Origin of the sequence: Streptomyces sp. NPDC060000 (assembly GCF_042737375.1) — a bacterium.
In the GTDB taxonomy this organism is placed as follows: domain Bacteria; phylum Actinomycetota; class Actinomycetes; order Streptomycetales; family Streptomycetaceae; genus Streptomyces.
In genome coordinates this window covers 16,797-39,333 of the sequence record NZ_JBHWUU010000090.1, presented here as the reverse complement: position 1 = coordinate 39,333, position 22,537 = coordinate 16,797, and the positions used below count along the sequence as shown (strand labels likewise).

21 protein-coding genes and 1 tRNA gene are annotated in these 22,537 nt (G+C 70.1%); 12 read left to right on the top strand and 10 right to left on the bottom strand.

All coding sequences use genetic code 11. The features are described from left to right. Positions 1-55 precede the first annotated feature (55 nt). Positions 56-919 carry a DUF4429 domain-containing protein gene (locus ACFWBB_RS35650; protein ID WP_385281184.1) on the top strand — a complete coding sequence of 288 codons (864 nt, stop codon included), beginning with the start codon at positions 56-58 and terminating at the stop codon, positions 917-919. A 55-nt stretch (positions 920-974) separates the two neighbouring features. Here the strand turns inward: ACFWBB_RS35650 and ACFWBB_RS35645 are convergent, their stop codons facing one another. Continuing rightward, entirely contained in the window at positions 975-2,537 is a 1,563-nt protein-coding gene (locus ACFWBB_RS35645; protein ID WP_385281181.1) for a purple acid phosphatase family protein, read from the bottom strand. A gap of 186 nt (positions 2,538-2,723) precedes the next feature. Between ACFWBB_RS35645 and ACFWBB_RS35640 the strand changes: the two genes are divergently transcribed. Together ACFWBB_RS35640 and glmS are read left to right on the top strand one after the other, a co-directional pair. Beyond that, positions 2,724-2,981 (top strand): hypothetical protein, encoded by a 258-nt coding sequence (locus ACFWBB_RS35640; protein ID WP_385281178.1) that lies wholly within the window; start codon positions 2,724-2,726, stop codon positions 2,979-2,981. A gap of 24 nt (positions 2,982-3,005) precedes the next feature. Further along, complete coding sequence (gene glmS / locus ACFWBB_RS35635; RefSeq protein ID WP_385281176.1) at positions 3,006-4,823, top strand: glutamine--fructose-6-phosphate transaminase (isomerizing); 1,818 nt, start codon at positions 3,006-3,008, stop codon at positions 4,821-4,823. A 106-nt stretch (positions 4,824-4,929) separates the two neighbouring features. Here the strand turns inward: glmS and ACFWBB_RS35630 are convergent, their stop codons facing one another. Beyond that, the gene (locus ACFWBB_RS35630) at positions 4,930-5,496 is read right to left on the bottom strand and encodes a GPR1/FUN34/YaaH family transporter (RefSeq protein WP_385281174.1); all 567 of its coding nucleotides are present in this window, start codon (positions 5,494-5,496) and stop codon (positions 4,930-4,932) included. A 148-nt stretch (positions 5,497-5,644) separates the two neighbouring features. Beyond that, a complete protein-coding gene (locus ACFWBB_RS35625) occupies positions 5,645-6,172 on the bottom strand; it encodes a universal stress protein (RefSeq protein ID WP_385281172.1) in 528 nt (175 codons plus the stop codon). 385 nt (positions 6,173-6,557) lie between these two features. Here ACFWBB_RS35625 and ACFWBB_RS35620 point away from each other — a divergent pair, with 385 nt between their 5' ends. The 5 genes from ACFWBB_RS35620 to ACFWBB_RS35600 all read left to right on the top strand — a co-directional run bounded on the left by ACFWBB_RS35620 (position 6,558) and on the right by ACFWBB_RS35600 (position 9,965). Then, a complete protein-coding gene (locus ACFWBB_RS35620; RefSeq protein ID WP_385281169.1) occupies positions 6,558-6,887 on the top strand; it encodes a hypothetical protein in 330 nt (109 codons plus the stop codon). Positions 6,888-7,273: 386 nt separating this feature from the next. Then, positions 7,274-8,497 (top strand): helix-turn-helix domain-containing protein, encoded by a 1,224-nt coding sequence (locus ACFWBB_RS35615; RefSeq protein ID WP_385281166.1) that lies wholly within the window; start codon positions 7,274-7,276, stop codon positions 8,495-8,497. A gap of 114 nt (positions 8,498-8,611) precedes the next feature. Continuing rightward, positions 8,612-9,214 (top strand): oligoribonuclease, encoded by a 603-nt coding sequence (orn, locus tag ACFWBB_RS35610; RefSeq protein WP_385281164.1) that lies wholly within the window; start codon positions 8,612-8,614, stop codon positions 9,212-9,214. Between the two features lie 96 nt (positions 9,215-9,310). Next, positions 9,311-9,386, top strand: a tRNA-His gene (locus ACFWBB_RS35605). A 63-nt stretch (positions 9,387-9,449) separates the two neighbouring features. Next, complete coding sequence (locus tag ACFWBB_RS35600; RefSeq protein WP_385281162.1) at positions 9,450-9,965, top strand: GNAT family N-acetyltransferase; 516 nt, start codon at positions 9,450-9,452, stop codon at positions 9,963-9,965. A gap of 13 nt (positions 9,966-9,978) precedes the next feature. Here ACFWBB_RS35600 and ACFWBB_RS35595 read toward each other — a convergent pair whose 3' ends face one another. After that, positions 9,979-11,034 carry a LacI family DNA-binding transcriptional regulator gene (locus ACFWBB_RS35595; protein WP_385281159.1) on the bottom strand — a complete coding sequence of 352 codons (1,056 nt, stop codon included), beginning with the start codon at positions 11,032-11,034 and terminating at the stop codon, positions 9,979-9,981. A gap of 475 nt (positions 11,035-11,509) precedes the next feature. Here ACFWBB_RS35595 and ACFWBB_RS35590 point away from each other — a divergent pair, with 475 nt between their 5' ends. From ACFWBB_RS35590 to ACFWBB_RS35575, 4 genes are all read left to right on the top strand, one after another. Beyond that, a complete protein-coding gene (locus tag ACFWBB_RS35590; protein ID WP_385281157.1) occupies positions 11,510-12,877 on the top strand; it encodes an ABC transporter substrate-binding protein in 1,368 nt (455 codons plus the stop codon). Positions 12,878-12,882: 5 nt separating this feature from the next. Beyond that, complete coding sequence (locus ACFWBB_RS35585; protein ID WP_385281187.1) at positions 12,883-13,893, top strand: carbohydrate ABC transporter permease; 1,011 nt, start codon at positions 12,883-12,885, stop codon at positions 13,891-13,893. A 41-nt stretch (positions 13,894-13,934) separates the two neighbouring features. Next, complete coding sequence (locus ACFWBB_RS35580; RefSeq protein WP_383473734.1) at positions 13,935-14,822, top strand: carbohydrate ABC transporter permease; 888 nt, start codon at positions 13,935-13,937, stop codon at positions 14,820-14,822. Positions 14,823-15,021: 199 nt separating this feature from the next. Further along, positions 15,022-16,452, top strand: coding sequence for a GH1 family beta-glucosidase (locus tag ACFWBB_RS35575; protein WP_385281155.1), 1,431 nt, complete (start codon positions 15,022-15,024; stop codon positions 16,450-16,452). Positions 16,453-16,538: 86 nt separating this feature from the next. On the opposite strand, the gene ACFWBB_RS35570 is transcribed toward ACFWBB_RS35575, so the two are convergent. The 6 genes from ACFWBB_RS35570 to ACFWBB_RS35545 form a co-directional block, all read right to left on the bottom strand. Next, positions 16,539-16,958 (bottom strand): PIN domain nuclease, encoded by a 420-nt coding sequence (locus ACFWBB_RS35570; RefSeq protein ID WP_385281152.1) that lies wholly within the window; start codon positions 16,956-16,958, stop codon positions 16,539-16,541. Next, positions 16,955-17,164, bottom strand: a complete 210-nt coding sequence (locus ACFWBB_RS35565; RefSeq protein ID WP_385281149.1) for a type II toxin-antitoxin system VapB family antitoxin — start codon at positions 17,162-17,164, stop codon at positions 16,955-16,957. Before ACFWBB_RS35565 ends, ACFWBB_RS35570 begins: the two co-directional genes overlap by 4 nt. Positions 17,165-17,255: 91 nt before the next feature. Further along, on the bottom strand, positions 17,256-19,274 hold the full coding sequence (locus tag ACFWBB_RS35560) for a beta-galactosidase (protein ID WP_385281146.1): 2,019 nt from the start codon (positions 19,272-19,274) through the stop codon (positions 17,256-17,258). Continuing rightward, on the bottom strand, positions 19,271-20,587 hold the full coding sequence (locus ACFWBB_RS35555; protein ID WP_385281143.1) for a glycoside hydrolase family 36 protein: 1,317 nt from the start codon (positions 20,585-20,587) through the stop codon (positions 19,271-19,273). Before ACFWBB_RS35555 ends, ACFWBB_RS35560 begins: the two co-directional genes overlap by 4 nt. 66 nt (positions 20,588-20,653) lie before the next feature. Further along, a complete protein-coding gene (locus ACFWBB_RS35550; protein WP_385281140.1) occupies positions 20,654-21,547 on the bottom strand; it encodes a carbohydrate ABC transporter permease in 894 nt (297 codons plus the stop codon). Continuing rightward, on the bottom strand, positions 21,544-22,521 hold the full coding sequence (locus ACFWBB_RS35545; protein ID WP_385281139.1) for a carbohydrate ABC transporter permease: 978 nt from the start codon (positions 22,519-22,521) through the stop codon (positions 21,544-21,546). Before ACFWBB_RS35545 ends, ACFWBB_RS35550 begins: the two co-directional genes overlap by 4 nt. Positions 22,522-22,537: the final 16 nt, after the last annotated feature.

Below are 22,537 nucleotides of genomic sequence, written 5' to 3'. Positions count from 1 at the left end.
CAGCCCGGGTACGGTCCCAGGGGGCGCCCGTCGCCGTCTTTGGAAGAATCCCCCCATGGCGGAAATCATCCAGCGGGACGGCACCTGGGTCCTCGACGGCGACGCCCTGCGGCTGACCCCGGGCCGGGACAGGAACGTCAGCCCACTGCGCAGGGAACTGGGTGAACTGGTCGTTCCCCTGCGCGCGTTGGCGGGACTCTCCTTCGAGCAGGGCAAGAGGGCCGGGCGGCTCAGGCTGCGGCTGCGGGACGGCGCCGATCCACTGCTCCAGGCGACCGGCGGAAGGCTTACCGAGCCGCACGACCCGTACCAGCTGCTCGTCGACTCCGACCGGTACGGGGTCGCCGAGTACCTCGTGGACGAGGTGCGCCGGACGCTGCTGCTCGACGAGGTTCCGGCCGACCCGGTGGACGCCTATCTGCTGCCCGGCCCGGCCGTGCCCCTGGCCGCCTCCGCCGGGGACGGCACCGCGAGCTTCGACGGTGAGCGCGTGCGCCTGGAGTGGAACTGGAAGACGGAGGAGTCCAAGGCCTCGGCCGGCGCCCGCACTCTCGGCCTCGCGGATATCGAGTCCGTGGAGTGGCAGCCCGCGGTCGGTCTCGAGAACGGCGCTCTGCGCTTCCGGCTGCGGCACGCGCCCACGAAGGCGCCGGCCAAGTACGACCCCAACGCCGTGGAGCTGTGGGGTTTCCGGAAGGACCCGCTGATGGCGCTCGTCGCGGCGGCCGTGCAGGCCCGGCTGCCCCATCCGGCGGCCGCCCCCGAGGACGCCGTGCCGCCGGCCGCGTCCGGCCACGACCACGACGCGCTGCTGCGCCGCCTGCGCGAGCTCGGCGAGCTGCGCCGTGACGGCGTCCTGACGGACGAGGAGTTCACGATGGCCAAACAGGCGGTCCTCAAGCGCCTCCAGCGCGGGTGAGGACCGCCTGCCGACCTCGTGGGGTGCGCCCCGCCTTCCGGGCGCACCCATCGGATCACCTGGCCTTGCGGGCCACCGTGAAGTGGTCGACCTGGGCGCCGGTCTCGGCGATGCCGCGCACCGTCAGCGTGGCCGTACGGCCCTTGGCGGCCGGGGTGACGTCCACCCGCAGGAAGGAGTAGTCGAGGTAGCGCACCCGCGACCAGGTGACCGTCTCGTTCTGCTTGCCGGTCTTGGTGTTGATGAAGGAGGCCACGGACTCGACCTCGTTCTCGTGGCCCTCGTAGGAGAGCGGGGCGGTGAAGGAGTACAGGCTGCGGCCGGCCGCGCCCGCCGTCACGTAGACGACGCCCTCGGTCTCGGGGTACGCGGTGCCGCCGATCGGGAGCTTCTTGGTGACCGCGCCCGCCTTGATGACGTCGGTGCGCTCGTACTGGTGGTTGTGACCGTTGATGACCAGGTCGACCGTGTACTTCTCGAACAGCGGCACCCACTCCTGGCGCACGCCCCCCTCCGAGGCGTGCGCGGTGGAGGTGCAGTAGGCGCAGTGGTGGAAGAAGACCACGACGAAGTCGATGTCCTTCGACGCCCGGTACTTCTTGAGCTGCGTCTCCAGCCACTTGGTCTGGGTGCCGCCCGAGATGCCGAGGTTGGCCGGGATCTCGAAGGAGATGTCGTTGGCGTCGAGCGAGATCACGGCCGTGTTGCCGTAGACGAAGGTGTAGACGCCCGGGAGGTTCTTCGCGTCCGGACCGTTGTCCGGGAGGTTCCAGCGGGCCTCCTCGCCGCCGTAGCCGTTGGGCGAGTACCAGGCCTCCATGTCGTGGTTGCCGTAGGCCGGCATCCACGGGACGGACTTGGCGACGGACTCGGTCTGGGCGAGGAACTGGTCCCACACGCGCGAGTCGAAGCCGGTGTCGGCGGTCTTGCCCGCGCCGGCCGGGTCGGCGTAGGCGATGTCGCCGGCGTGCAGGTGGAAGGCCGGGTTCTGGCCGAGGAGGAGGCTGTTGTTGGCGAGGCCGTGGTAGCCGACGCCCTCGTCGCCGAAGGCGGTGAAGGTGAACGGCGCCTTGTGGGCGGGGGCGGTGGTGAAGGTGCCTACGGTGCCCGCGAACTGCGGCGAGGCCGGGTCGAAGCCGTTGTGACCGACACCGTAGAAGTACGTCCTGCCGGGCTTGAGGTGGGTCAGCTTGGCGTGCACGTAGTACTGGGTGTGGTCGCCGCTGGCGCCGACGCCGGCCGGGGTGTAGAGGGTGCGGACCTCGGCGTCGATCTTGACCGAGAGGTGCGAGGCGTGGGTGCCGATCCGGACGAAGGGCTTCTTCACCGGGAGCGGGACCTGCCAGGAGATGGTGATCTCGGTGCTGGGGTCGTTGCCGAAGGCGAGGTGGCGGCCGAAGGGAGCGACGAGCGAGCCGTCGACCGTCTCGGTCTGCGAGAGGGGCTGCGAGGGCACGGCGGCCTGTGCGGTGGCGCCGGTGACGAACGCGCCACCGGTGACGGCGCCCAGGGTGACGGCGCCGCCTCTGATCATCGTGCGCCGCGAGAACTTGGCGCGCAGGTACTCGTGCTGCTCGGCCATGCTCATGCGCTCGGCGAGCTGCTCGGGTACGCCCATGCGAGGAGTGTCCATGACGTCTGAAACTCGTCGCCCCGGGCGACGGGCCGCAAGACGCCAAATGGACGGTTCGCGAACAGCGACCCATAACACATTCAATGTTCTCCCAAGGCTCCTCCACAGGCGCCTGCCCGAAATCGGGCACGTTTCTTGCGAAACCGGCTCGCGTACCCCAGGATCTACCGGGTGCACGACGAACTTGTTGATCACCTGACGCGCTCCACGCCCCTCCAGCGGGGCGAGGCGCTGCGGGTGATCCAGGACGTGCTCGCCTACTTCGACGAGACGACCGAGGACTACGTCCGTCGCCGCCACCGCGAGCTCCAGGCCCAGGGCCTGGTCAACGCGGAGATCTTCGAACGGGTCGAGGCGGACCTGAAATACCGTGCGGTGACGCCGCCCGAGCTCACGCTCAGGCAACTGCGGCGCATCGTCTACGGGTGATCTGAAGCTTGGGGATACCTATACATGTGCGGAATCGTCGGATACATCGGCAGGCGTGACGTGGCCCCGCTGCTGCTCGAAGGCCTTCAGCGGCTCGAGTACCGCGGGTACGACTCGGCGGGCATCGTCGTGACCTCACCGAAGACGGCCGGCCTGAAGATGGTCAAGGCCAAGGGCCGGGTCCGCGACCTGGAGGCCAAGGTCCCGGCGCGCTTCAAGGGCACGACCGGTATCGCCCACACCCGCTGGGCCACCCACGGCGCCCCCTCCGACGTGAACGCCCACCCGCACATGTCGGCCGACCTCAAGGTCGCCGTCGTCCACAACGGCATCATCGACAACGCCTCCGACCTGCGCAAGAAGCTCGAGGCCGACGGCGTCGAGTTCCTCTCCGAGACGGACACCGAGGTGCTCGTCCACCTCGTCGCCCGCGCCCAGGCCGAGAAGCTCGAGGACAAGGTCCGCGAGGCGCTGCGCGTGGTCGAGGGCACCTACGGCATCGCCGTCATGCACGCCGACTTCAACGACCGGATCGTCGTCGCCCGCAACGGCTCCCCGGTCGTCCTCGGCATCGGCGAGAAGGAGATGTTCGTCGCCTCGGACATCGCCGCGCTGGTCGCCCACACCCGCCAGATCGTCACCCTCGGCGACGGCGAGATGGCCACCCTCAAGGCCGACGACTTCCGCACCTACACCACCGAGGGCACCCGCACCACGGCCGAGCCGACCACCGTGGAGTGGGAGGCCGCCTCGTACGACATGGGCGGCCACGACACCTACATGCACAAGGAGATCCACGAGCAGGCCGACGCCGTGGACCGCGTGCTGCGCGGCCGCATCGACGACCGCTTCTCCACCGTGCACCTCGGCGGCCTCAACCTGGACGCCCGCGAGGCGCGCCAGATCCGCCGCGTGAAGATCCTCGGCTGCGGCACCTCGTACCACGCGGGCATGATCGGCGCCCAGATGATCGAGGAGCTCGCCCGCATCCCCGCGGACGCCGAGCCCGCCTCCGAGTTCCGCTACCGCAACGCGGTCGTGGACCCCGACACCCTGTACATCGCCGTCTCGCAGTCCGGTGAGACGTACGACGTGCTGGCGGCCGTCCAGGAGCTGAAGCGCAAGGGCGCCCGGGTGCTGGGCGTGGTCAACGTCGTCGGTTCGGCGATCGCCCGCGAGGCGGACGGCGGCGTGTACGTGCACGCGGGCCCCGAGGTCTGCGTCGTCTCGACGAAGTGCTTCACCAACACCACGGTCGCCTTCGCGCTGCTCGCCCTGCACCTGGGCCGCACCCGTGACCTCTCCGTGCGCGACGGCAAGCGGATCATCGAGGGCCTGCGCAAGCTGCCCGCGCAGATCGCCGAGATCATGGAGCAGGAGGCGGAGATCGAGAAGCTGGCCGAGACGCTCGCCGAGGCCCGCTCGATGCTCTTCATCGGCCGCGTCCGGGGCTACCCGGTGGCCCGTGAGGCCTCGCTGAAGCTCAAGGAGGTCTCGTACATCCACGCCGAGGCCTACCCGGCCTCCGAGCTGAAGCACGGTCCGCTGGCCCTCATCGAGCCCGCGCTCCCGACGGTCGCCATCGTCCCCGACGACGACCTGCTGGAGAAGAACCGCGCCGCCCTGGAGGAGATCAAGGCCCGCAGCGGAAAGATCATCGCGGTCGCCCACCGGGAGCAGGAGAAGGCCGACCAGACGGTCATCGTCCCCAAGAACGAGGACGAACTCGACCCGATCCTCATGGGCATCCCGCTCCAGCTCCTCGCCTACTACACGGCGAAGGCCCTCGGCCGCGACATCGACAAGCCGCGGAACCTGGCGAAGTCGGTGACGGTCGAGTAGTCCTGTCGCCTCGCGCAACAGAACGGACCCCCACGTGGTGCCACCGACCACGTGGGGGTCCGCTCCATTCGCCGGGGAGGCCCAACTCCCCGGCCGCGGCTGCCATTCAGCCCGTGGCCGTCACCCCGGGGCGGGCAGCGCGTCGAGAGAACGCCGTGGGCCAGTGGGCCAGCGCCGCGGTCGCCGCGTACCAGGCGACCGCGCCCGCCGCGACGGCGAGCCAGCCGCCCGCCTTGGTGAGTCCGTCGCTGTCGGCGAACCGGGCGACGGCCATCAGCACGAGCCCGGCGCAGAACAACCCGTAGACGCCCTGGCCGAGTTGGTCGCCGCCGGCGAGGGTCAGGGAGAGCGCCACGAGGGCGAACAGGAGCAGGAAGAGCCCCGCGGCGTTGTCGGAGGCCTGGGTCCCGGCGGAGACCGCCCACGTGAACCAGAAGGCGCCGAGGACGGTGTAGGCGGTGCCGGTGGCCGTGTCACGGTCCCGGAGGGCGAACAGACCGGCGACGAACAGCGCCACGCCGCCGATGTAGTGGGCGATGGATACGGCGTCCGCAGCCGTCACGCCGTCGATGAGGTCGGTGTACCCGAGTCCGAACGCCAACAGGGTGACACCCAGGGCGAGTCGGCCGGCGATCGTGGTGGTGCTGCTTCCCGCAGAGACGTCGTTGTCCACGGCAAGCTCCCTTCAGGCATGTGCAGTTGTGTGAGCGATATATGCCCTTCACAAAGGCACAAACACCCCTACGCGCCAGTAGATTCATGCGGGGCGGCAGAGGGGGCCGGGAGTACCCGAATCTCATCTCACCTGGGAGAAAGGCGAGTTACGGAATGACAACGACGGGCCGCTTTGCCCGTTTGGCGAGGCGGCCCGCGACGGAGCCGAAGATCCGGCCGACGATGCCGTGGGTCGAGCCCACGACGATCGCGTCGGCCTCGTACTCCCGCCCCACCTCTTCGAGTTCGTGGCAGATGTCCCCACCGCGCTCGACCAGGATCCAGGGCACCTCGGCGAGATACTCCGCGCACGCGAGTTCCAGACCGAGCACCTCGGTGCGGTGGTCCGGCACGTCGACGAAGACCGGCGGCTCACAGCCGGCCCAGACCGTGGTGGGCAGCCGGTTGGCGACATGGACGATGATCAGCCCCGAGCCGGAGCGGTGGGCCATCCCTATGGCATACGCGAGAGCGCGCTCACTGGACATGGAGCCGTCGAAACCGACGACCACGCCGTGCTTGAAGGCGGGATCGCAGGAATGGCGTGCCTCTTCAGCCGCCAGGGGCTCGGCCGCCGTGGGATCGGCGACGGGCCGCTTGCGGTCCGCGGGTTCGAAGAATTCGTGACCGGCCATGGCTGTCTCGGCGTATCGATCCTTGTACGGTGGACGGCGGGGATCGGCGGAGCTGTCCGGGAATCATCTTCCCAACCCCATACCCCCAAGGGTACGGCGGAACGCCTCCTGGGCCCAGATCTCGCACGCCCTGGGTGGGGGTTCCAGGGAGCATGCACGAGCCGACGCCCGTAACGCAATGGTTGCTGCCCCGTACAGGCGGTTTGCACAGGATTCACTTACCGGGCACCTCCCGGCAGTGACCGACCGCCCGAACAGGCGTTGAACCCCCTGTACCGCCGCCGCACCCCCGCCATGCCACCCTTCGCACCGCCGCCACACCGTTCCCGGCGCCGCCGTCACCACGCCCCTCGCCCCGCCGCCGCCCCAGGAAGGAGCCCGCCCCGTGCCCTCGTCCCGTGCCGCTTCCGAGACCCGCCCCTGCGACGACCGGACCACCGACCTGATCCGCTGGGCGGCCTTCAGCTGTTGCCTGGTGCCGCTGGTCCTCCTCTGGTACGGCACCTCGCCGGCCGGTACCGCCGGCACCGCCCTGGGCCTCGCCACCGTCACGGGCGTATGCCGGATGCTGCTGCGCCGGTCCGAGCGGTGCGCGGCCCGGTTGCTGGACGAGGACGACGCGCCGCAGGCGCACCACCGGGGGCGCCATCAGCGCACCGGAACGGGGTCACACCGTGGCGGTCGTCACTCCGGAGGAAACTCACCGGTCGGTTGACCGGTTTTCACACCCGGACCCGCTTCTTTTCAGCCAACTTCCGGTGATGGCGCATCCCTTGCCCCAACCACCCCCCACCCCCCGTTCCACCTGCACGGAAAGGGCCTCATGGGCCCTGCGCACCCTACGGGGATTGGCCACCACCCCGAGGCGCACTTCCCTGCACGGCCCACGAGTGCAACGCTTCGTGATCGAATGCTTCACGCCAAGTTGCCATGTCGACAATCTGCCGGGTGGTGAACTGGCCACGCCGGCATTGTGCGACACGTTAGATTCGATCTTGACTGTCTACGGCGGGGGACTCGTGCAGGACCGAGGGGAAACGTGCTGGAGCGACAAGCCCGACAAGTTAGGGGCGCCGCGACCACCGAGGGGGGCTTAGCAGGATGAGCCACGACTCCACTGCCGCGCCGGAAGCCGCGGCCCGGAAACTTTCCGGGCGACGCCGCAAGGAGATCGTCGCGGTGCTGCTGTTCAGCGGCGGCCCCATTTTCGAGAGTTCCATTCCGCTGTCGGTGTTCGGGATTGACCGCCAGGACGCCGGCGTGCCGCGCTACCGCTTGTTGGTGTGCGGCGGCGAAGAAGGCCCGCTGCGGACCACAGGGGGCCTGGAACTCACCGCGCCACATGGCCTGGAGGCGATCTCACGGGCGGGCACGGTCGTCGTGCCGGCCTGGCGTTCGATCACCTCGCCGCCACCGGAGGACGCGCTCGACGCACTGCGCCGGGCGCACGAGGAGGGTGCCCGCATCGTGGGCCTGTGCACCGGCGCGTTCGTGCTGGCCGCCGCGGGTCTGCTGGACGGCCGCCCGGCCACGACCCACTGGATGTACGCGCCGACGCTGGCCAAGCGCTATCCGTCGGTGCATGTGGATCCGCGCGAACTGTTCGTCGACGACGGCGATGTGCTGACATCGGCGGGCACCGCGGCCGGAATCGACCTGTGTCTGCACATCGTGCGGACGGATCACGGTAACGAGGCGGCGGGCGCGCTGGCCCGGCGACTGGTCGTCCCACCGCGCCGGTCGGGCGGCCAGGAGCGCTACCTCGACCGGTCTTTACCCGAGGAGATCGGCGCCGACCCGCTCGCCGAGGTCGTCGCCTGGGCGCTGGAGCATCTCCACGAGCAGTTCGACGTGGAGACGCTGGCGGCACGCGCCTATATGAGCCGCCGCACCTTCGACCGCCGCTTCCGGTCCCTGACCGGCAGCGCCCCGCTCCAGTGGCTGATCACCCAGCGGGTGCTCCAGGCGCAGCGCCTGCTGGAGACGTCGGACTACTCGGTGGACGAGGTCGCGGGGCGCTGCGGCTTCCGCTCGCCGGTGGCCCTGCGCGGCCACTTCCGCCGGCAGCTCGGCTCCTCCCCCGCGGCGTACCGGGCGGCGTACCGGGCGCGCAGACCGCAGACCGAACGGTCGGCGGACAGCGAACCGCCGCCACCGCCGCCACCGGCGCTGCACCCGGACGCTCCGGGGCCGGTACCGCCGCAGCTGCGGCGGACGGCCGCGGCCGGCGCGGTGGGCTCGCCGGGGTCCCTGCCGTCCGAGCACGCGCGTGACGCGTACGCGTCCTCGCGGGCGAGTCTGCCGGGGCAGCGCAGCGGTAACTGAGCGGGTGACGGAACACCTCGAGCGCCGGACGGGCAGTCGGCCCGTCCGGCGCTCGCGCACGAGAGCGTCCCCCCGGGGCACCCCGAAAGCCGACGTCAGCTTTAGGGTGGTCGCATGAACGATCGCATGGTGTGGATCGACTGCGAGATGACCGGCCTCTCGCTGTCCGACGACGCTCTCATCGAGGTTGCCGCCCTCGTCACCGACTCCGAGCTGAACGTGCTCGGCGACGGTGTCGACATCGTCATCCGGCCGCCGGCCGAGGCACTGGAGACGATGCCGGAGGTGGTGCGTCAGATGCACACCGCGTCCGGGCTCCTCGACGAGCTGTCCGGCGGGACGACCCTCGCGGACGCCGAGGCCCAGGTGCTGGCGTATGTACGGGAGCACGTGAAGGAGCCGGGCAAGGCCCCCCTGTGCGGAAACTCCGTGGGTACTGACCGCGGCTTCCTGGCCCGGGACATGGCCGCCCTGGAGGGCTACCTGCACTACCGGATCGTCGACGTGTCGTCGGTCAAGGAGCTCGCCCGGCGCTGGTACCCGCGGGCGTACTTCAACAGCCCCCCGAAGAACGGCAATCACCGCGCCCTCGCCGACATCCGCGAGTCCATCGCGGAACTGCGCTACTACCGCGAGGCCGTCTTCGTACCGCAGCCCGGGCCGGACTCAGACACGGCCAGGACCATCGCCGCGAAGCACGTGCTGCCCGGAGGCTGACGGCGCCCCGGGAAAGGTGTGCACGAGCACCCCTTCTGACCCTGTACACTTTTTCTCGGCCGGTAGGGAGACCACAAAGTCCAACTACCGGGCATGGTGGGTGTAGCTCAGCTGGTAGAGCACCTGGTTGTGGTCCAGGAAGTCGCGGGTTCAAGTCCCGTCACTCACCCCAAGTCATCAGCCGGTGACTTCCCGCGAGGGAGGTCACCGGCTGATGTGTTTCCCGGGAGTGGTCATGCGCTCAAGTGTCCCCGCAGAGCCGTTCGTCACCGCCCGGCTCGACGTCCTCCCGCTGCGCGTCGCACACGCGGCGGAGATGGCGGTCGTCCTGGGCGACCCCGCGCTGCACACCTTCATCGGCGGCGCCCCCAGCACACCCGAAGTCCTGCGCGCCCGCTACGAACGTCTTGTCGCCGGTTCACCGGACCCGTCCGTCGCCTGGTGGAACTGGGTCCTGCGGGTGCGGGACACCGGCCGGCTCGCCGGGACCGTCCAGGCCACCGTTACCGGCGGCGGGGACCATGCCGAGGTCGCCTGGGTCGTCGGTACCGCGTGGCAGGGCCGCGGCCTCGCCTCCGAGGCGGCCGCCGGGCTCGTCGGCCTGCTGCGGGAACAGGGCGTACGCACGATCGTCGCCCATGTCCACCCCGGCCATCAGGCGTCCGCGGCCGTGGCCCGCTCCGCCGGGCTCTCGGCCACCCCGGAGCGGCAGGACGGCGAGGTGCGGTGGCGGCTGACCGCCACCCCGTGAACCCGCGCCCCGTTCAGGACGAGGAGCGTTCCACCAGTTCCGTCGCCAGCACCACCTGCCGGCGCTCCAGCCCCCGGGACACCGCGGGGCGGCGGTCCGCGATCTCCGTGAGGAGCAGGTCCAGCATCCTGCGGCCCATCTCCTCGATGGGCTGGCGGACGCTCGTCAGCGGCGGGTCCATGTGGCGGGCGATCGCCGAGTCGTCGTAGCCGACCATGGCCACGTCCTCCGGGAGACGGCGGCCCGCCTCGCGCAGCGCCCGGCGGGCGCCGGCCGCCATGACGTCGGAGCCCGCGAAGACCGCGTCGAGGGAGGGGGTACGGGCGAGGAGTTCGCGCATCGCGCGGTGTCCGCCCTCCTCGGTGAAGTCGCCCGGGGCGATGAGACCTTCGTCCGCCGGGTATCCCGCGTCGCGCAACGCGTCCCGGTAGCCGTCGACGCGCCGCTGGGCGCCGTAGACGTCGAGGCGGCCGGTGATGTGAGCGATACGGGTACGCCCCCGGGACAGCAGGTGCTCGACCGCCGAACGGCCGCCGCCGTAGTTGTCGGAGTCCACGGACGGGAGCGTCTCCGCGGCGGACCGCGGGCCGCTGATCACCGCCGGGATCTCCAGCTGGGACAGCAGATCGGGCAGCGGGTCGTCCGCGTGGACCGAGACCAGGAGGACTCCGTCGACGCGGTGCGCCGCCAGGTACTGGGCGAGCCGGCGTCGTTCGCGATCGCTACCCGCGAAGATCAGCAGCAGCTGCATCTCGGTGTCGGACAGTTCCGCGCCCACGCCCCGCAGTATGTCCGAGAAGTACGGCTCGGCGAAGAAGCGGGTCTCCGGTTCGGGGACCACCAGCGCGATCGCGTCCGTGCGGTTGGCGGCGAGGGCACGGGCCGCGGTGTTGGGAACGTAGCCGAGCTCGGCGACCGCCGCCTCGACGGCCGCGCGGGTCGCGTCGCTGACCCTGGGCGAGCCGTTGATCACCCGGGAGACCGTGCCGCGGCCGACACCGGCGCGTGCGGCCACCTCTTCGAGAGTCGGCCGTCCTCCGCTCCGGCTCCGCGATCCGTGGCTTGCCATGGGCCCCGCCTTCCCGCCGTTTGTTCACGCTGGCCTGGAATCTAACAGTCCCGTCCGTCCGGCCCGTCGGCACTGCGGGCCGACGCCCCCGCGACCCCGCTCCGACCGCGAACGGGCCCGGTCCCCGAGCGCCGGGCCGCCCCTGTCGCGAACGCCCAACTCCCCCTGCCCTCCGGCGCCGAGGGCCCGTATCCTCCGGCACGGGGCGGTCCGTGCGACCCCGCCGGCGGCCGGAAAGCGCTGTCCGTCCGAGTTAGCTAACAGGCAGATAACTGAACGCACCTCTCCGCGTTCCCACCCTTGACACCCCCGCCCGAACCGACGACTCTTCAACACATCACCTGTGGGAGCGCTCCCACGGTACCTGACACATACATATCCCGCACGTTCCCCGCCCGAGCCGCAGCGAGTAACTAACGGGCCCAACAATGCAGTTGGCCGGGGGGTCGGCACGTCAGGGCAACAGGAGGACGCAATGCGAGCACGAACCCTCCCCCACTCTCGGCTTCGCTCGAGCGGGGGGACCCCCATCACCCGCCGGGTGGTGGTCCTGGCGGCCGTCGCGTCGCTGGGCGCCGGGCTGCTGGCCGGCTGTGCCGACGACGGCGGCGACGACAACGCTTCCGACGGTTCGTCGTCGGGCGGTGGCAAGGGCAAGACCACCATCACGATGGGCCTCTTCGGCACCATGGGCTTCAAGGAGGCCGGTCTCTACACCGAGTACGAGAAGCTCCACCCCGACATCAAGATCGCCGAGAATGTCACGGAGCGGAACGAGAACTACTACCCGGCGCTCGTCAACCACCTCACCACCAACAGCGGCCTGATGGACGTCCAGGCCATCGAGGTGGGCAACATAGCCGAGGTCGTGGCCACGCAGGCGGCCAAGTTCGAGGACATGTCCAAGGTCTCGGGCGTCGACAAGAGCAAGTGGCTCGACTGGAAGTGGTCGCAGGGCACCACCAAGGACGGCCAGACGATCGCTCTCGGCACCGACGTCGGTCCGATGGCCCTCTGCTACCGCAAGGACCTCTTCCAGGCGGCCGGTCTGCCCACCGACCGCGAGGCGGTCGGCAAGCTGTGGGCCGGCGACTGGAACAAGTTCGTCGCCACCGGCGAGCAGTACAAGCAGAAGGCCAAGGCGGGCACCTTCTTCATGGACTCCCCCGGCGGTCTGATCAACGCCATTCTCAGCAGTGAGAAGGAGAAGTTCTACGACTCCTCCGGCGAGATCATCTACAAGTCGAACCCGGCCGTGAAGGCCGCCTTCGACCTCACCGCGAAGGCCGCCGAGGAGGGCCTGGTCCAGGCCCAGACGCAGTTCCAGCCGGCCTGGGACACCACGATCGCCAACAGCAAGTTCGCCACCATCGCCTGCCCGCCGTGGATGCTCGGCACCATCAAGGGCAAGGCGAAGGCCGAGGACGCCGGCAAGTGGGACGTGGCCGTGGCGCCCAAGTCCGGCAACTGGGGCGGTTCCTTCCTGGGCGTGCCGAAGAGCGGCAAGCACGTGAAGGAGGCCGAGGCGTTCATCACCTGGCTGACCGCGCCCGAGCAGCAGGCGAAGCTGTTCAAGGTGCAGGGCTCCTTCCCGAGCACGCCGAGCGCGTACACGATGGCCGAGGTCACCGGCGCGAAGAACGACATGACCGGTGACTCCCCGATCGGTACGGTCTTCTCCGAGGCCGCCAAGACCGCCCCGGTGCAGGTGATCGGCCCGAAGGACCAGATCATCCAGCAGGGCCTGACCGACAACGGCGTCATCCTCGTGACGAAGGGCAAGTCGGCGGCGGAAGCCTGGAACACGGCCACCAAGACCATCGACAACAACCTGGACAAGTGACCCGCATGGCCACCCGCAACGACACCGCCGCGCCCCCCGTGAAGGAGGGGGGCGCGGCCCCGGGCCGCCCGCCCGCCGTTCCCACGGAGGCGGAACAGCGGCACCGGGCCCGGTTGTCCCGCCGCTGGCAGCGGGACAAGCGCTGGAGCCCGTACGCCTTCGTCTCGCCGTTCTTCCTGCTGTTCCTCGCGTTCGGCCTGTTCCCGCTGATCTACACCGGCTGGGCGTCGCTGCACCAGGTGGAGATGACCGCGCCCACGGACATGACGTGGGTCGGGATGCGCAACTACACGCGCATCTTCGACGACGACTTCTTCTGGAACGCGGCGAAGAACACGCTGACGATCGGGATCATCTCGACCGTTCCGCAGTTGCTGATGGCGATGGGCCTGGCCCACATCCTCAACTACAAGCTGCGCGCCTCGACCTTCTACCGGGTCGCGATGCTCGCGCCGTACGCGACCTCGATCGCGGCCGCCTCGCTCGTCTTCGTGCTGCTCTTCGGGCGCGACTACGGCATGATCAACTGGGCGCTGCACTTCGTCGGCGTCGACGCGATCGACTGGCAGAACGACAAGTGGCCGTCGCAGTTCGCGGTGTCGTCGATCGTCATCTGGCGCTGGACCGGCTACAACGCGCTGATCTACCTGGCCGCGATGCAGGCGATCCCGCAGGACCTGTACGAGTCGGCGGCGCTGGACGGCGCGAGCCGCTGGAAGCAGTTCCTGCACGTCACGCTGCCGTCGCTGCGGCCGACGATCCTGTTCACGGTGGTCGTCTCGACGATCGGCGCGAGCCAGGTGTTCGGCGAGCCGCTGCTGTTCGACGCCAACAAGGGCGCGTCGGGCGGCGCGGAGCACCAGTTCCAGACGCTGGGCCTGTACCTGTACGAGCAGGGCTGGGTGAACCAGCACCTGGGCCGGGCCTCGGCGATCGCCTGGACGATGTTCCTGATCCTGATCGTGGTCGGCATCGTCAACTACGTCATCTCGCGCCGGCTGCGCGCCAGTAGTTAGGAGTACCGGCCGTGACGACGACGACAACGACCGCGAAGTCCGTGGAACCCGAGGATGCCGTGCCGACGGCCCGGAAGGTGCGCCGGCCCAAGTCCGCGCGGGCCGGCGGGCAGATGCACGGCGGTCCGATCGCCTACATCATCCTGGGCGTGTTCACCATCGTTTCGCTGTTCCCACTGCTGTGGACGGCGATCGCGGCGTCCCGCGACAACAACCGACTGGCGCAGAACCCTCCGCCGTTCGTGTTCGGCTCGAACCTCTTCCACAACCTGGACGTGGCCTGGAACGACGCGAACCTGGGCAAGGCGTTCGTCAACACGACGATCGTGGCGGGGACTTCGGCGGCGACGATCGTCTTCCTGTCGACGATCGCCGGGTTCGCCTTCGCCAAACTGCGGTTCCGGGGCCGGGGCGCGCTGATGCTGATCGTGATCGGCACCATGATGGTGCCGCCGCAACTGAGCATCATCCCGCTCTACATGATGGTCGCCAAGCTGGAATGGACGGACCAGCTCCAGGCGGTGATCCTGCCTTCGCTGGTGAGCGCGTTCGGCGTGTTCTTCATGCGCCAGTACCTCATCCAGGCGCTGCCCGACGAGATCATCGAGGCGGCCCGGGTGGACGGCGCGAGCAGCTGGCGCGTGGTGTGGCACGTGGTGTTCCCCGCGGCGCGCCCCGCGATGGCGGTGCTCGGCATGCTGATGTTCGTGCAGACGTGGAACGACTTCCTGTGGCCGTTCCTGGTGCTGAGCCAGACCGGCAACCCGACCGTGCAGGTCGCGGTCGCGGGCCTCGGCCGCGGGTACACCCCGGACCAGTCCCTGATCATGGCGGGCGCGCTGCTGGGCACGCTGCCGCTGCTGCTGGTCTTCGCGATCTTCGGCAAGCAGATCGTGGGCGGCATCATGCAGGGCGCCGTGAAGGGCTGACGACGCGGACTGCGACCCGACGGTGACACGACGCCGTGTGACGCCCCGCGGTGGACACGACACCGTGTGACGCCCCGCGACGCCCTCCCGTCCGTCAGTCCCTGACTTCCCGGGGGCCGGGTCACCGCCGCCCCGGCCCCCTCCGCACCACTTCCCCCCGACCTCGTCGGTCTCGACGACCACTCATGGGAGCGCTTCCATGCCTGAGCCCGTTACCCCGGTGACCTTCCCGCCCGCCTTCCTCTGGGGCGCCGCGACCTCCGCGTACCAGATCGAGGGGGCGGTGCGCGAGGGCGGCCGCACCCCCTCGATCTGGGACACCTTCAGTCATACGCCCGGAAAGACGGCCGGTGGTGAAACCGGTGACATCGCTGTCGACCACTACCACCGTTACCGCGACGACGTGGCCCTGATGGCGGAGCTGGGCCTGTCCGCGTACCGCTTCTCGATCTCCTGGTCCCGGGTCCAGCCGACCGGCCGGGGCCCCGCGGTGCAGGTGGGCCTGGACTTCTACCGCCGTCTGGTGGACGAGCTGCTGGCGGCGGGCATCAAGCCCGCCGTCACCCTCTACCACTGGGACCTCCCCCAGGAGCTGGAGGACGCGGGCGGCTGGCCGGAGCGCGACACGGCGTTCCGTTTCGCGGAGTACGCGCAGATCGTCGGCGAGGCGCTCGGTGACCGGGTGGAGAACTGGATCACGCTGAACGAGCCGTGGTGCAGCGCGTTCCTGGGCTATGCCTCCGGGGTGCACGCGCCGGGCCGTACGGAGCCGGCGGCATCGCTGAAGGCGGCGCACCATCTGAACCTGGCCCATGGACTCGGCACATCGGCGCTGCGCGCGGCCATGCCGGCCCGCAACTCGGTGGCGCTCAGCCTCAACTCCTCGGTGGTGCGCCCGCTCTCCCCGGGCGACCCGGCGGACCTGGCCGCCGTGCAGAAGATCGACGACCTCGCCAACGGCGTCTTCCACGGCCCGATCCTGCGGGGCGCCTACCCGGAGACGCTGCTGGCGGCGACCTCGTCGCTGACGGACTGGTCGTTCGTCCTCGACGGCGATCTGCGCGCCATCCACCAGCCTCTGGACGCGCTGGGCCTGAACTACTACACGCCGACGCTGGTCTCGGCGGCGGACGCGTCCGTGCACGGCCCCCGCTCGGACGGCCATGGCGCGAGCGACCACTCGCCGTGGCCGGGCGCGGACGACGTGGCCTTCCATCTGACCCCCGGCGACCGCACGGAGATGGGCTGGTCCATCGACCCGACCGGTCTGCACGAGCTGATCATGCGTTACACGCGCGAGGCGCCGGGCCTGCCTCTGTACATCACGGAGAACGGCGCGGCCTACGACGACAAGCCCGACTCGGACGGTCGTGTCCACGACCCCGAGCGCATCGCCTACCTGAACGGCCACCTCTCGGAGGTCCGCCGGGCGATCGCGGACGGCGCGGACGTACGGGGCTACTACCTCTGGTCCCTCCTCGACAACTTCGAGTGGGCCTACGGCTACGAGAAGCGGTTCGGCGCGGTGTACGTGGACTACGCGACGCTGACCCGCACACCGAAGTCGAGCGCGCTGTGGTACGGCCAGGCGGCCCGCACGGGAACCCTGGCACCGACCGAGACCACCTGACCCGGGGAGCGGGGAAGGGGCGCGGCACGCGGAGGGGGCGTGCCGCGCCCCGCTCGGCACCTGGACAACTGGTCGACTTCGGCCGGTCAGAGGCTGCCCGCTGCGGCCAGCCACTGGGTCGGCTGCCCGGTGACCGAGGCGATCGTCTCGAAGTCGTTGTCGTAATGCAGCATGGTCAGCCCCTGGAGTTCGGCCGTGGCGGCCACGAGCAGGTCCACGGCACCCGCGGAACGGTGCCGCCCCTTCTCGGTGAGTTCCCGCTGCACGTCCCAGGCGCGGGTGACGGCCCGTTCGTCCAGGGGCGTCCAGCCGAACAACGCGTCCAGGTCCTGGACCAGCTCGGCCCGGTCCTCGGCATTCCTCGCGCTGTACAGGAACTCGACCTCGGTCAGCGGACAGCGGGCGATCAGGCCCTCCTCCAGTGGTTTCTCCCAGAGGATGCGAGCCGGCCGCCTGAGGATCCGGACCAGCGCGCTGGTGTCGATGAGGTAAGCGGCGGTGCTCATCGACGGTAGGTCTCCTTGTCGAGCAGCAGGTCGAAGTCGCCCTCGTCCGCCCGGGCCGCGAGCCGCGCCAGGGCGAGCGCACGCTTCTTGCGTTGGACCCCTTCCCTGAGCGCGGCGTTGACGGTGTCCTTCTTGGTCCTGGTCCCGAAAGCTATGGCCGCTTCGGCCAGCAGTTCCTCGTCGATGTCGATCAGCGTCTTGGGCACGGGAGGACCTCCTGGATATCCTGAGTCCATTCCAGTATATCCATGAGGCTCGCCTTCAGCGATTCCCCCGCCCGGACCGGGCCCGACGTGGTCACGCCTCCCGTGGTTCCCGTACGACCGCGACTCCGCCCGGGGGGACCGGGACCGAGCCGTCCGGCACCGGCTTTCCGGTGAGGAGTTCCACCGCGCCGGCGGACACGGTGACCTTCGCGCCCTGGCCGGCGTGGTCGATGAGGAAGACGTAGTCGGCCGCGGGGCCTCGGCGCCGGACCGCCTCCACGCCCGGCGGCACGTTCTCCAGCACCGGTCGTACTCCCGCCTCCTCGCGGACGCGGTCCAGCAGGGCCGCCAGTGTGTCCGGGTCGGGGAGCGTGGCCAGATACCAGGCGGTGCCCGTGCCGTGACCGTGGCGGGTGACCGCCGGGACGCCCTCCAGGGGACCGTCCGTGAACGAGGACACCGCCCGGGCCCCGGCGAGCCGTACCCGCTCCGACCAGAGCGAGCCCGTGCCGCCGGTGTCCAGGCCGGCCCGCTCCCCCGGCAGCAACGGGAACAGTTCGTCCGTGCGGACGCCGAGCGCCTCGCGGAACGCGCCCGGGTAACCGCCCAGCCGCACATGGCAGTTCTCGTCCACCGCCCCGCTGTGGAAACCGACCGCCAGCGTGCCGCCCCGCTCCGCGAAGGTGGTGAGGTTCGCCGCGCCCGTGTCGTCCACCAGGTACAGGCTCGGCGCCAGGACCAGGCGGTAGGCCGAAAGGTCCGCGTCGGGGCGGACGAAGTCCACGGCGACACCCGCCCGCCACAACGGCTCGTACCAGGAGCGGATCAGCTCCAGGTGACGGAGCAACTCGCTTGGCTGGGACGGAAGTTCGAGCGCCCACTTCGCGTCCCAGTCCCAGACGATCGCCGTCTCGGCCGTGCCCGTGCTGCCGCGCACCTCGGCCAGCGACCGCAGATCCGCGCCGAGCCGGACGACGTCCCGCCAGATGACACTGTCCGTGCCCGCGTGCGGCAGCATCGCCGAGTGCCACTGTTCGGCGCCCGCCTTCGCCGCCCGCCACTGGAAGTAGGCGATGCCGTCGGCGCCACGGGCCACGTGCGCCAGGGCGTTGCGGCGCAACTCACCTGGTGTCTTGGCCCGGTTGACGTGCTGCCAGTTCACGGCGCCCGTCGAGTGCTCCATCAGCAGCCACGGACGGCCGCCGGCGAGCGAGCGCACCAGATCGCCGCTCAGCGCGATGTCGATCTCCGACTCGGGGTCCGTGGAACGGAGGTAGTGATCGTTCGAGACGACGTCCAGCTCCGGTGCCCAGCGCCAGTAGTCCAGCGCGTCGAAGTTGTACATCACCATGAAGTTGGTGGTCGCGGGCACCGAAGGGGCGGCTTGCGCCAGCACCTCCCGCTCCGCCCTGCACAGCGACAGCAGCTCGTCGCTGCAGAAGCGGCGCCAGTCCAGCCGGTGGGTCGGGTTCGGGACCGCGCCGGTCGCCCTCGGGGGCAGGATCTCGTCCCAGTCGTAGTACCACTGGCTCCAGAAGGTGGTGCCCCAGGCGTCGTTCAGCGCGGCCAGGTCATCGCCGTACCGGTCCCGCAGCCAGCCGCGGAACGCCGCCGCGCTCGTGTCGCAGAAGCACTCCGCGTTGTGACAGCCGTACTCGTTGTGGATGTGCCACATGACCACCGCCGGATGGTCCGCGTACCGCTCCCCCAGCGCGCGGGCGACCCGCAGCGCGGCCTCCCGGTAGGCGGGGCTGCTCGGGCAGAACGTCTGGCGGCTGCCGTACGACAGTCCCCGGCCGTCCCGGTCCACGGGCAGCGCCTCGGGGTGGGCCCTGAAGAACCACGCCGGTGGCGCGGCCGTCGGGGTCGCCAGGTCGGCGGCGATGCCGTGGGCGTACAGCATGTCGAGGACGCGGTCGAGGCGCGAGAAGTCGTACTCGCCCTCGGCGGGTTCCAGCAGCGCCCACGAGAAGATGTTGACGCTGACCATGTTCACCCCGGCCTCGGTCATGAGCCGCATGTCCTCGGCCCAGACCTCCTGCGGCCACTGCTCGGGGTTGTAGTCGCCGCCGTAGGCGATGCCGGGAACGTTCAGCTCGCGACGCGTCATCGCCCGCCTCCCGACAGCAGCCGGCGGGTGGTGTCCACGCCCCACGGGTCGAGCGACAGCAGCCGGTCGCTGGACGCCATCAGGCCGCCCGTCGCCTCCACGTGCGCGGCCCACCGCTCCCGGGTCTCCACCGCCGGGCGCGCCATCAGGCAGTCGGGGTCGTTGGTCCACAGCCGGCCGTGCTGCCACTGGCGGGCGGCGCCGGTGAACTCGGCCGGGTCCTGGCCGGGCTGGCTGTAGTCGTCGGCCTCGGGGCGGCGGTGCGGGGCCGTGTCGGGGCTGACCCGCATCGCGTCGAAGAGACCGACGGAGGGCAGGATCGGCGCGCCGCAGCCCAGGAGGTACGCGTCCGGGCCGATCGCCGCACGGATCAGCTCGACGCCCGAGCGGTAGGCCGTCAGCGCGTCCACCGAGTCGTCGTGCCGTACGCCGTCCAGCGCGCCCGCGTACAGGAAGTCGACCTTGAAGTAGTCGTAGCCCTCGGTGCGCAGTGTCCGGAAGACCTCCGTCAGATACGCCGCCGCGTCGGGGTGGGTGGTGTCGAGGACCCGCAGGTCGTGGTCCCAGTTGTGGCCGGCGTGCGCGAAGCCGCCGTCGGTGGAGCGGACCAGCCAGTCGGGGTGCCCGGCGGCGAGTTCGCTGCTCGGGTCGACCAGGAAGGGCGCGGTCCAGATGCCCGCGCGGCGGCCCCGGGCGCGGATGGCGTCGGCGATGCCGGAACGGGAGCGGAAGCGGCCCGAGAGGGTGAGCCAGTCACCCAGGGCGCTCTGGTAGCCGTCGTCGATCTGGACGACGTCGACGGGCAGGTCGAGGGTGTCCATCGCGCGGAGGTTCTCGTGGACGTCGTCCTCGGTAACGGCGGTGAAGTACTCGTACCAGGAGCACCAGACGGTCGGTGCGGGGCGGGGGGCCGCGAGGCCGAGAGCGGCGGCCCAGTCGGACAGGAGCGACTGGACGTCCGTGCCCGTGTACTCGTTCACCGGGCCGTCGGCGCTGATCTGCGCCACGGACCCGACCCTGGTGAGGCGGATGGACGGCACCTCCCGCACCGGGTCCGGCGCCGCCCACAGGCGTACCGGTGAGCCGTCACCGGGATCGAGAGCCAGCAGCCCCTCCCCCTGGAAGGCTCCCTCGGGGACGGTGACGCCCGGGCGGTAGCAGACCGTCGCCCAGTTGTCGTTGGTCGGGCGGTACGGGGCGGCGTCGAGGGCGTAGGCGCCGCTGGGGCTCCAGGACTGCCAGCCCTCCTCGTGGACGCGGGCACGACGCGGGTCCACGGGGACGGCGGCCACCGGGGTGAAGGGGTGGTGCACGGGGATCTCTTTCACGGGGAAGGGCGCGCGGGAAGGGGCTCGCGGGGAGGGGCTCGGGAGGGCCCGTCAGCCCTTGTTGGCGCCGAGGGTGAGTCCGCTGACGAACTGGCGCTGGAGCGCGAAGTAGACGATCAGGGTGGGGATCGCGGTGAGCAGGGCGCCGGCGGCGACGAGGTTGGGGTCGGTGAAGTACTGGCCGGAGAGGTTGTTCAGGGCCGAGGTGATCGGCATGTTCTCGCCGGTGGAGATCAGCACGATCGCCCAGAAGAAGTCGTTGTAGATCCAGATGGAGAGCAGGGTGGCCAGGGCGGCCATCGCCGGCTTGCACAGCGGCAGCACGATCTGCCAGTACAGCCGCCAGACGGACGCGCCGTCCACGAGGGCGGCCTCGGTCAGTTCGTGCGGCAGGGAGCGCATGTAGTTGCTCAGCACGAAGGCGCAGAACCCGGACTGGAACGCGACGTGGATGAGGACCAGGCCGAGCGCGGAGTCGTAGAGCTTGCCGCTGACGGTGATCCCCGGCAGGTCGACCAGCAGGTAGAGCCGGTACAGGGGGGTGATGATGACCTGCTGGGGGAGCAGGTTGCCGGCCGTGAAGACCAGGAGGAGGGACAGGTTGACGCGGAAGTCGAAGCGGCTGACGTAGAACGCCACCATGGAGGCGAGCAGCAGCGTCAGCAGCACCGCCGGGACCGCGATGATCAGCGTGTTCCCGAAGTAGTGGAGCATGTCGGACTGCTCGAACGCGTTGGTGAAGTTGTCCAGGCTGAGCTTGTCGGGCCAGGAGACGTAGCCCTTGTTGCTGGTCTCGGCGTAGGGCCGCAGGGCCGCGTACACCGCCCACAGCAGGGGGGCGAGCCAGACGAGCGAGGTGACGACGAGGAAGGTGTGCAGCAGGATCCGGGCGGGGCGGAGCGGTGTGCGCTGCGGCTGGAACGCGTCGGTGGTGGCCTGGCTCATGCGCGGCGCTCCTTGCGGAAGGTCGCGATCAGGTACGGGATGATCACGGCGAGCGAGATCACCAGCAGGACGACGGCGATCGCGGAGCCGTATCCGATCCGGCTGGACTCGCCGATGATGTTGTTGGTGACCAGGATCGAGAGCAGCTCGGTGCCCTGGGCGCCCTTGTTGAAGACGAAGACCAGGTCGAAGGCGCGCAGCGCCTCGATGATGGTGACGACCAGGACGACGGTGTTGGTGGGGCGCAGGGTGGGGAAGATGACGTTCTTGAACGTCTGCCACTCGCTCGCGCCGTCCAGCGCCGAGGCTTCGCGCAGGGAGGGGTCGACGCCCTTGAGGCCGGCCAGGTAGAGGATCATCATGTAGCCGGCGTGCCGCCAGGAGGCGGCTACCAGGACGGCCCACAGGTTGAGGTGGGGGTCGCCGATCCAGTCGATGTAGTGGCCGGGCCTGTTGGCGCCGATGAGGCTGTTGATCAGGCCGGTGTCGGGGTTGTAGACGAGTTGCCAGACGAAGCCGGTGACCGCCAGCGAGACGACGACGGGCAGGAAGAACGCGGTCTGGTAGACGCGGCTGAAGCGGATCTTCTTGTCCAGCTGGACGGCCAGGAACAGGCCGAACGGGGTCGGGATCAGGATGAGCACGACGAACCAGATGATGTTGTGCTCGACGGCGGGCCAGAACTGCGGGTTGTCGGTGAACAGCTGCCGGAAGTTGTCCAGGCCGACCCATTTGATGGAGCCGAAGCCGATGCCGTCCCAGGTGGTGAAGGCCAGGGCGATCGAGGCGAGGGCGGTGAGCCAGACCAGGGCCACGTGCAGGACCGTGGGTACGCCCGCCATGAAGGCGAGCGTGATCCGGTCACGGCGGGTCAGCAGGCGCCGGTGGCCCCGCGGGACCCGCTTCTCGGGGGATGCGGTGCCCGCAGGCGGCACGGCGGCCGCCTGCGGGTTCTTCGTCGTGTCGGTGCTCATGATGCTGAAGGACCCT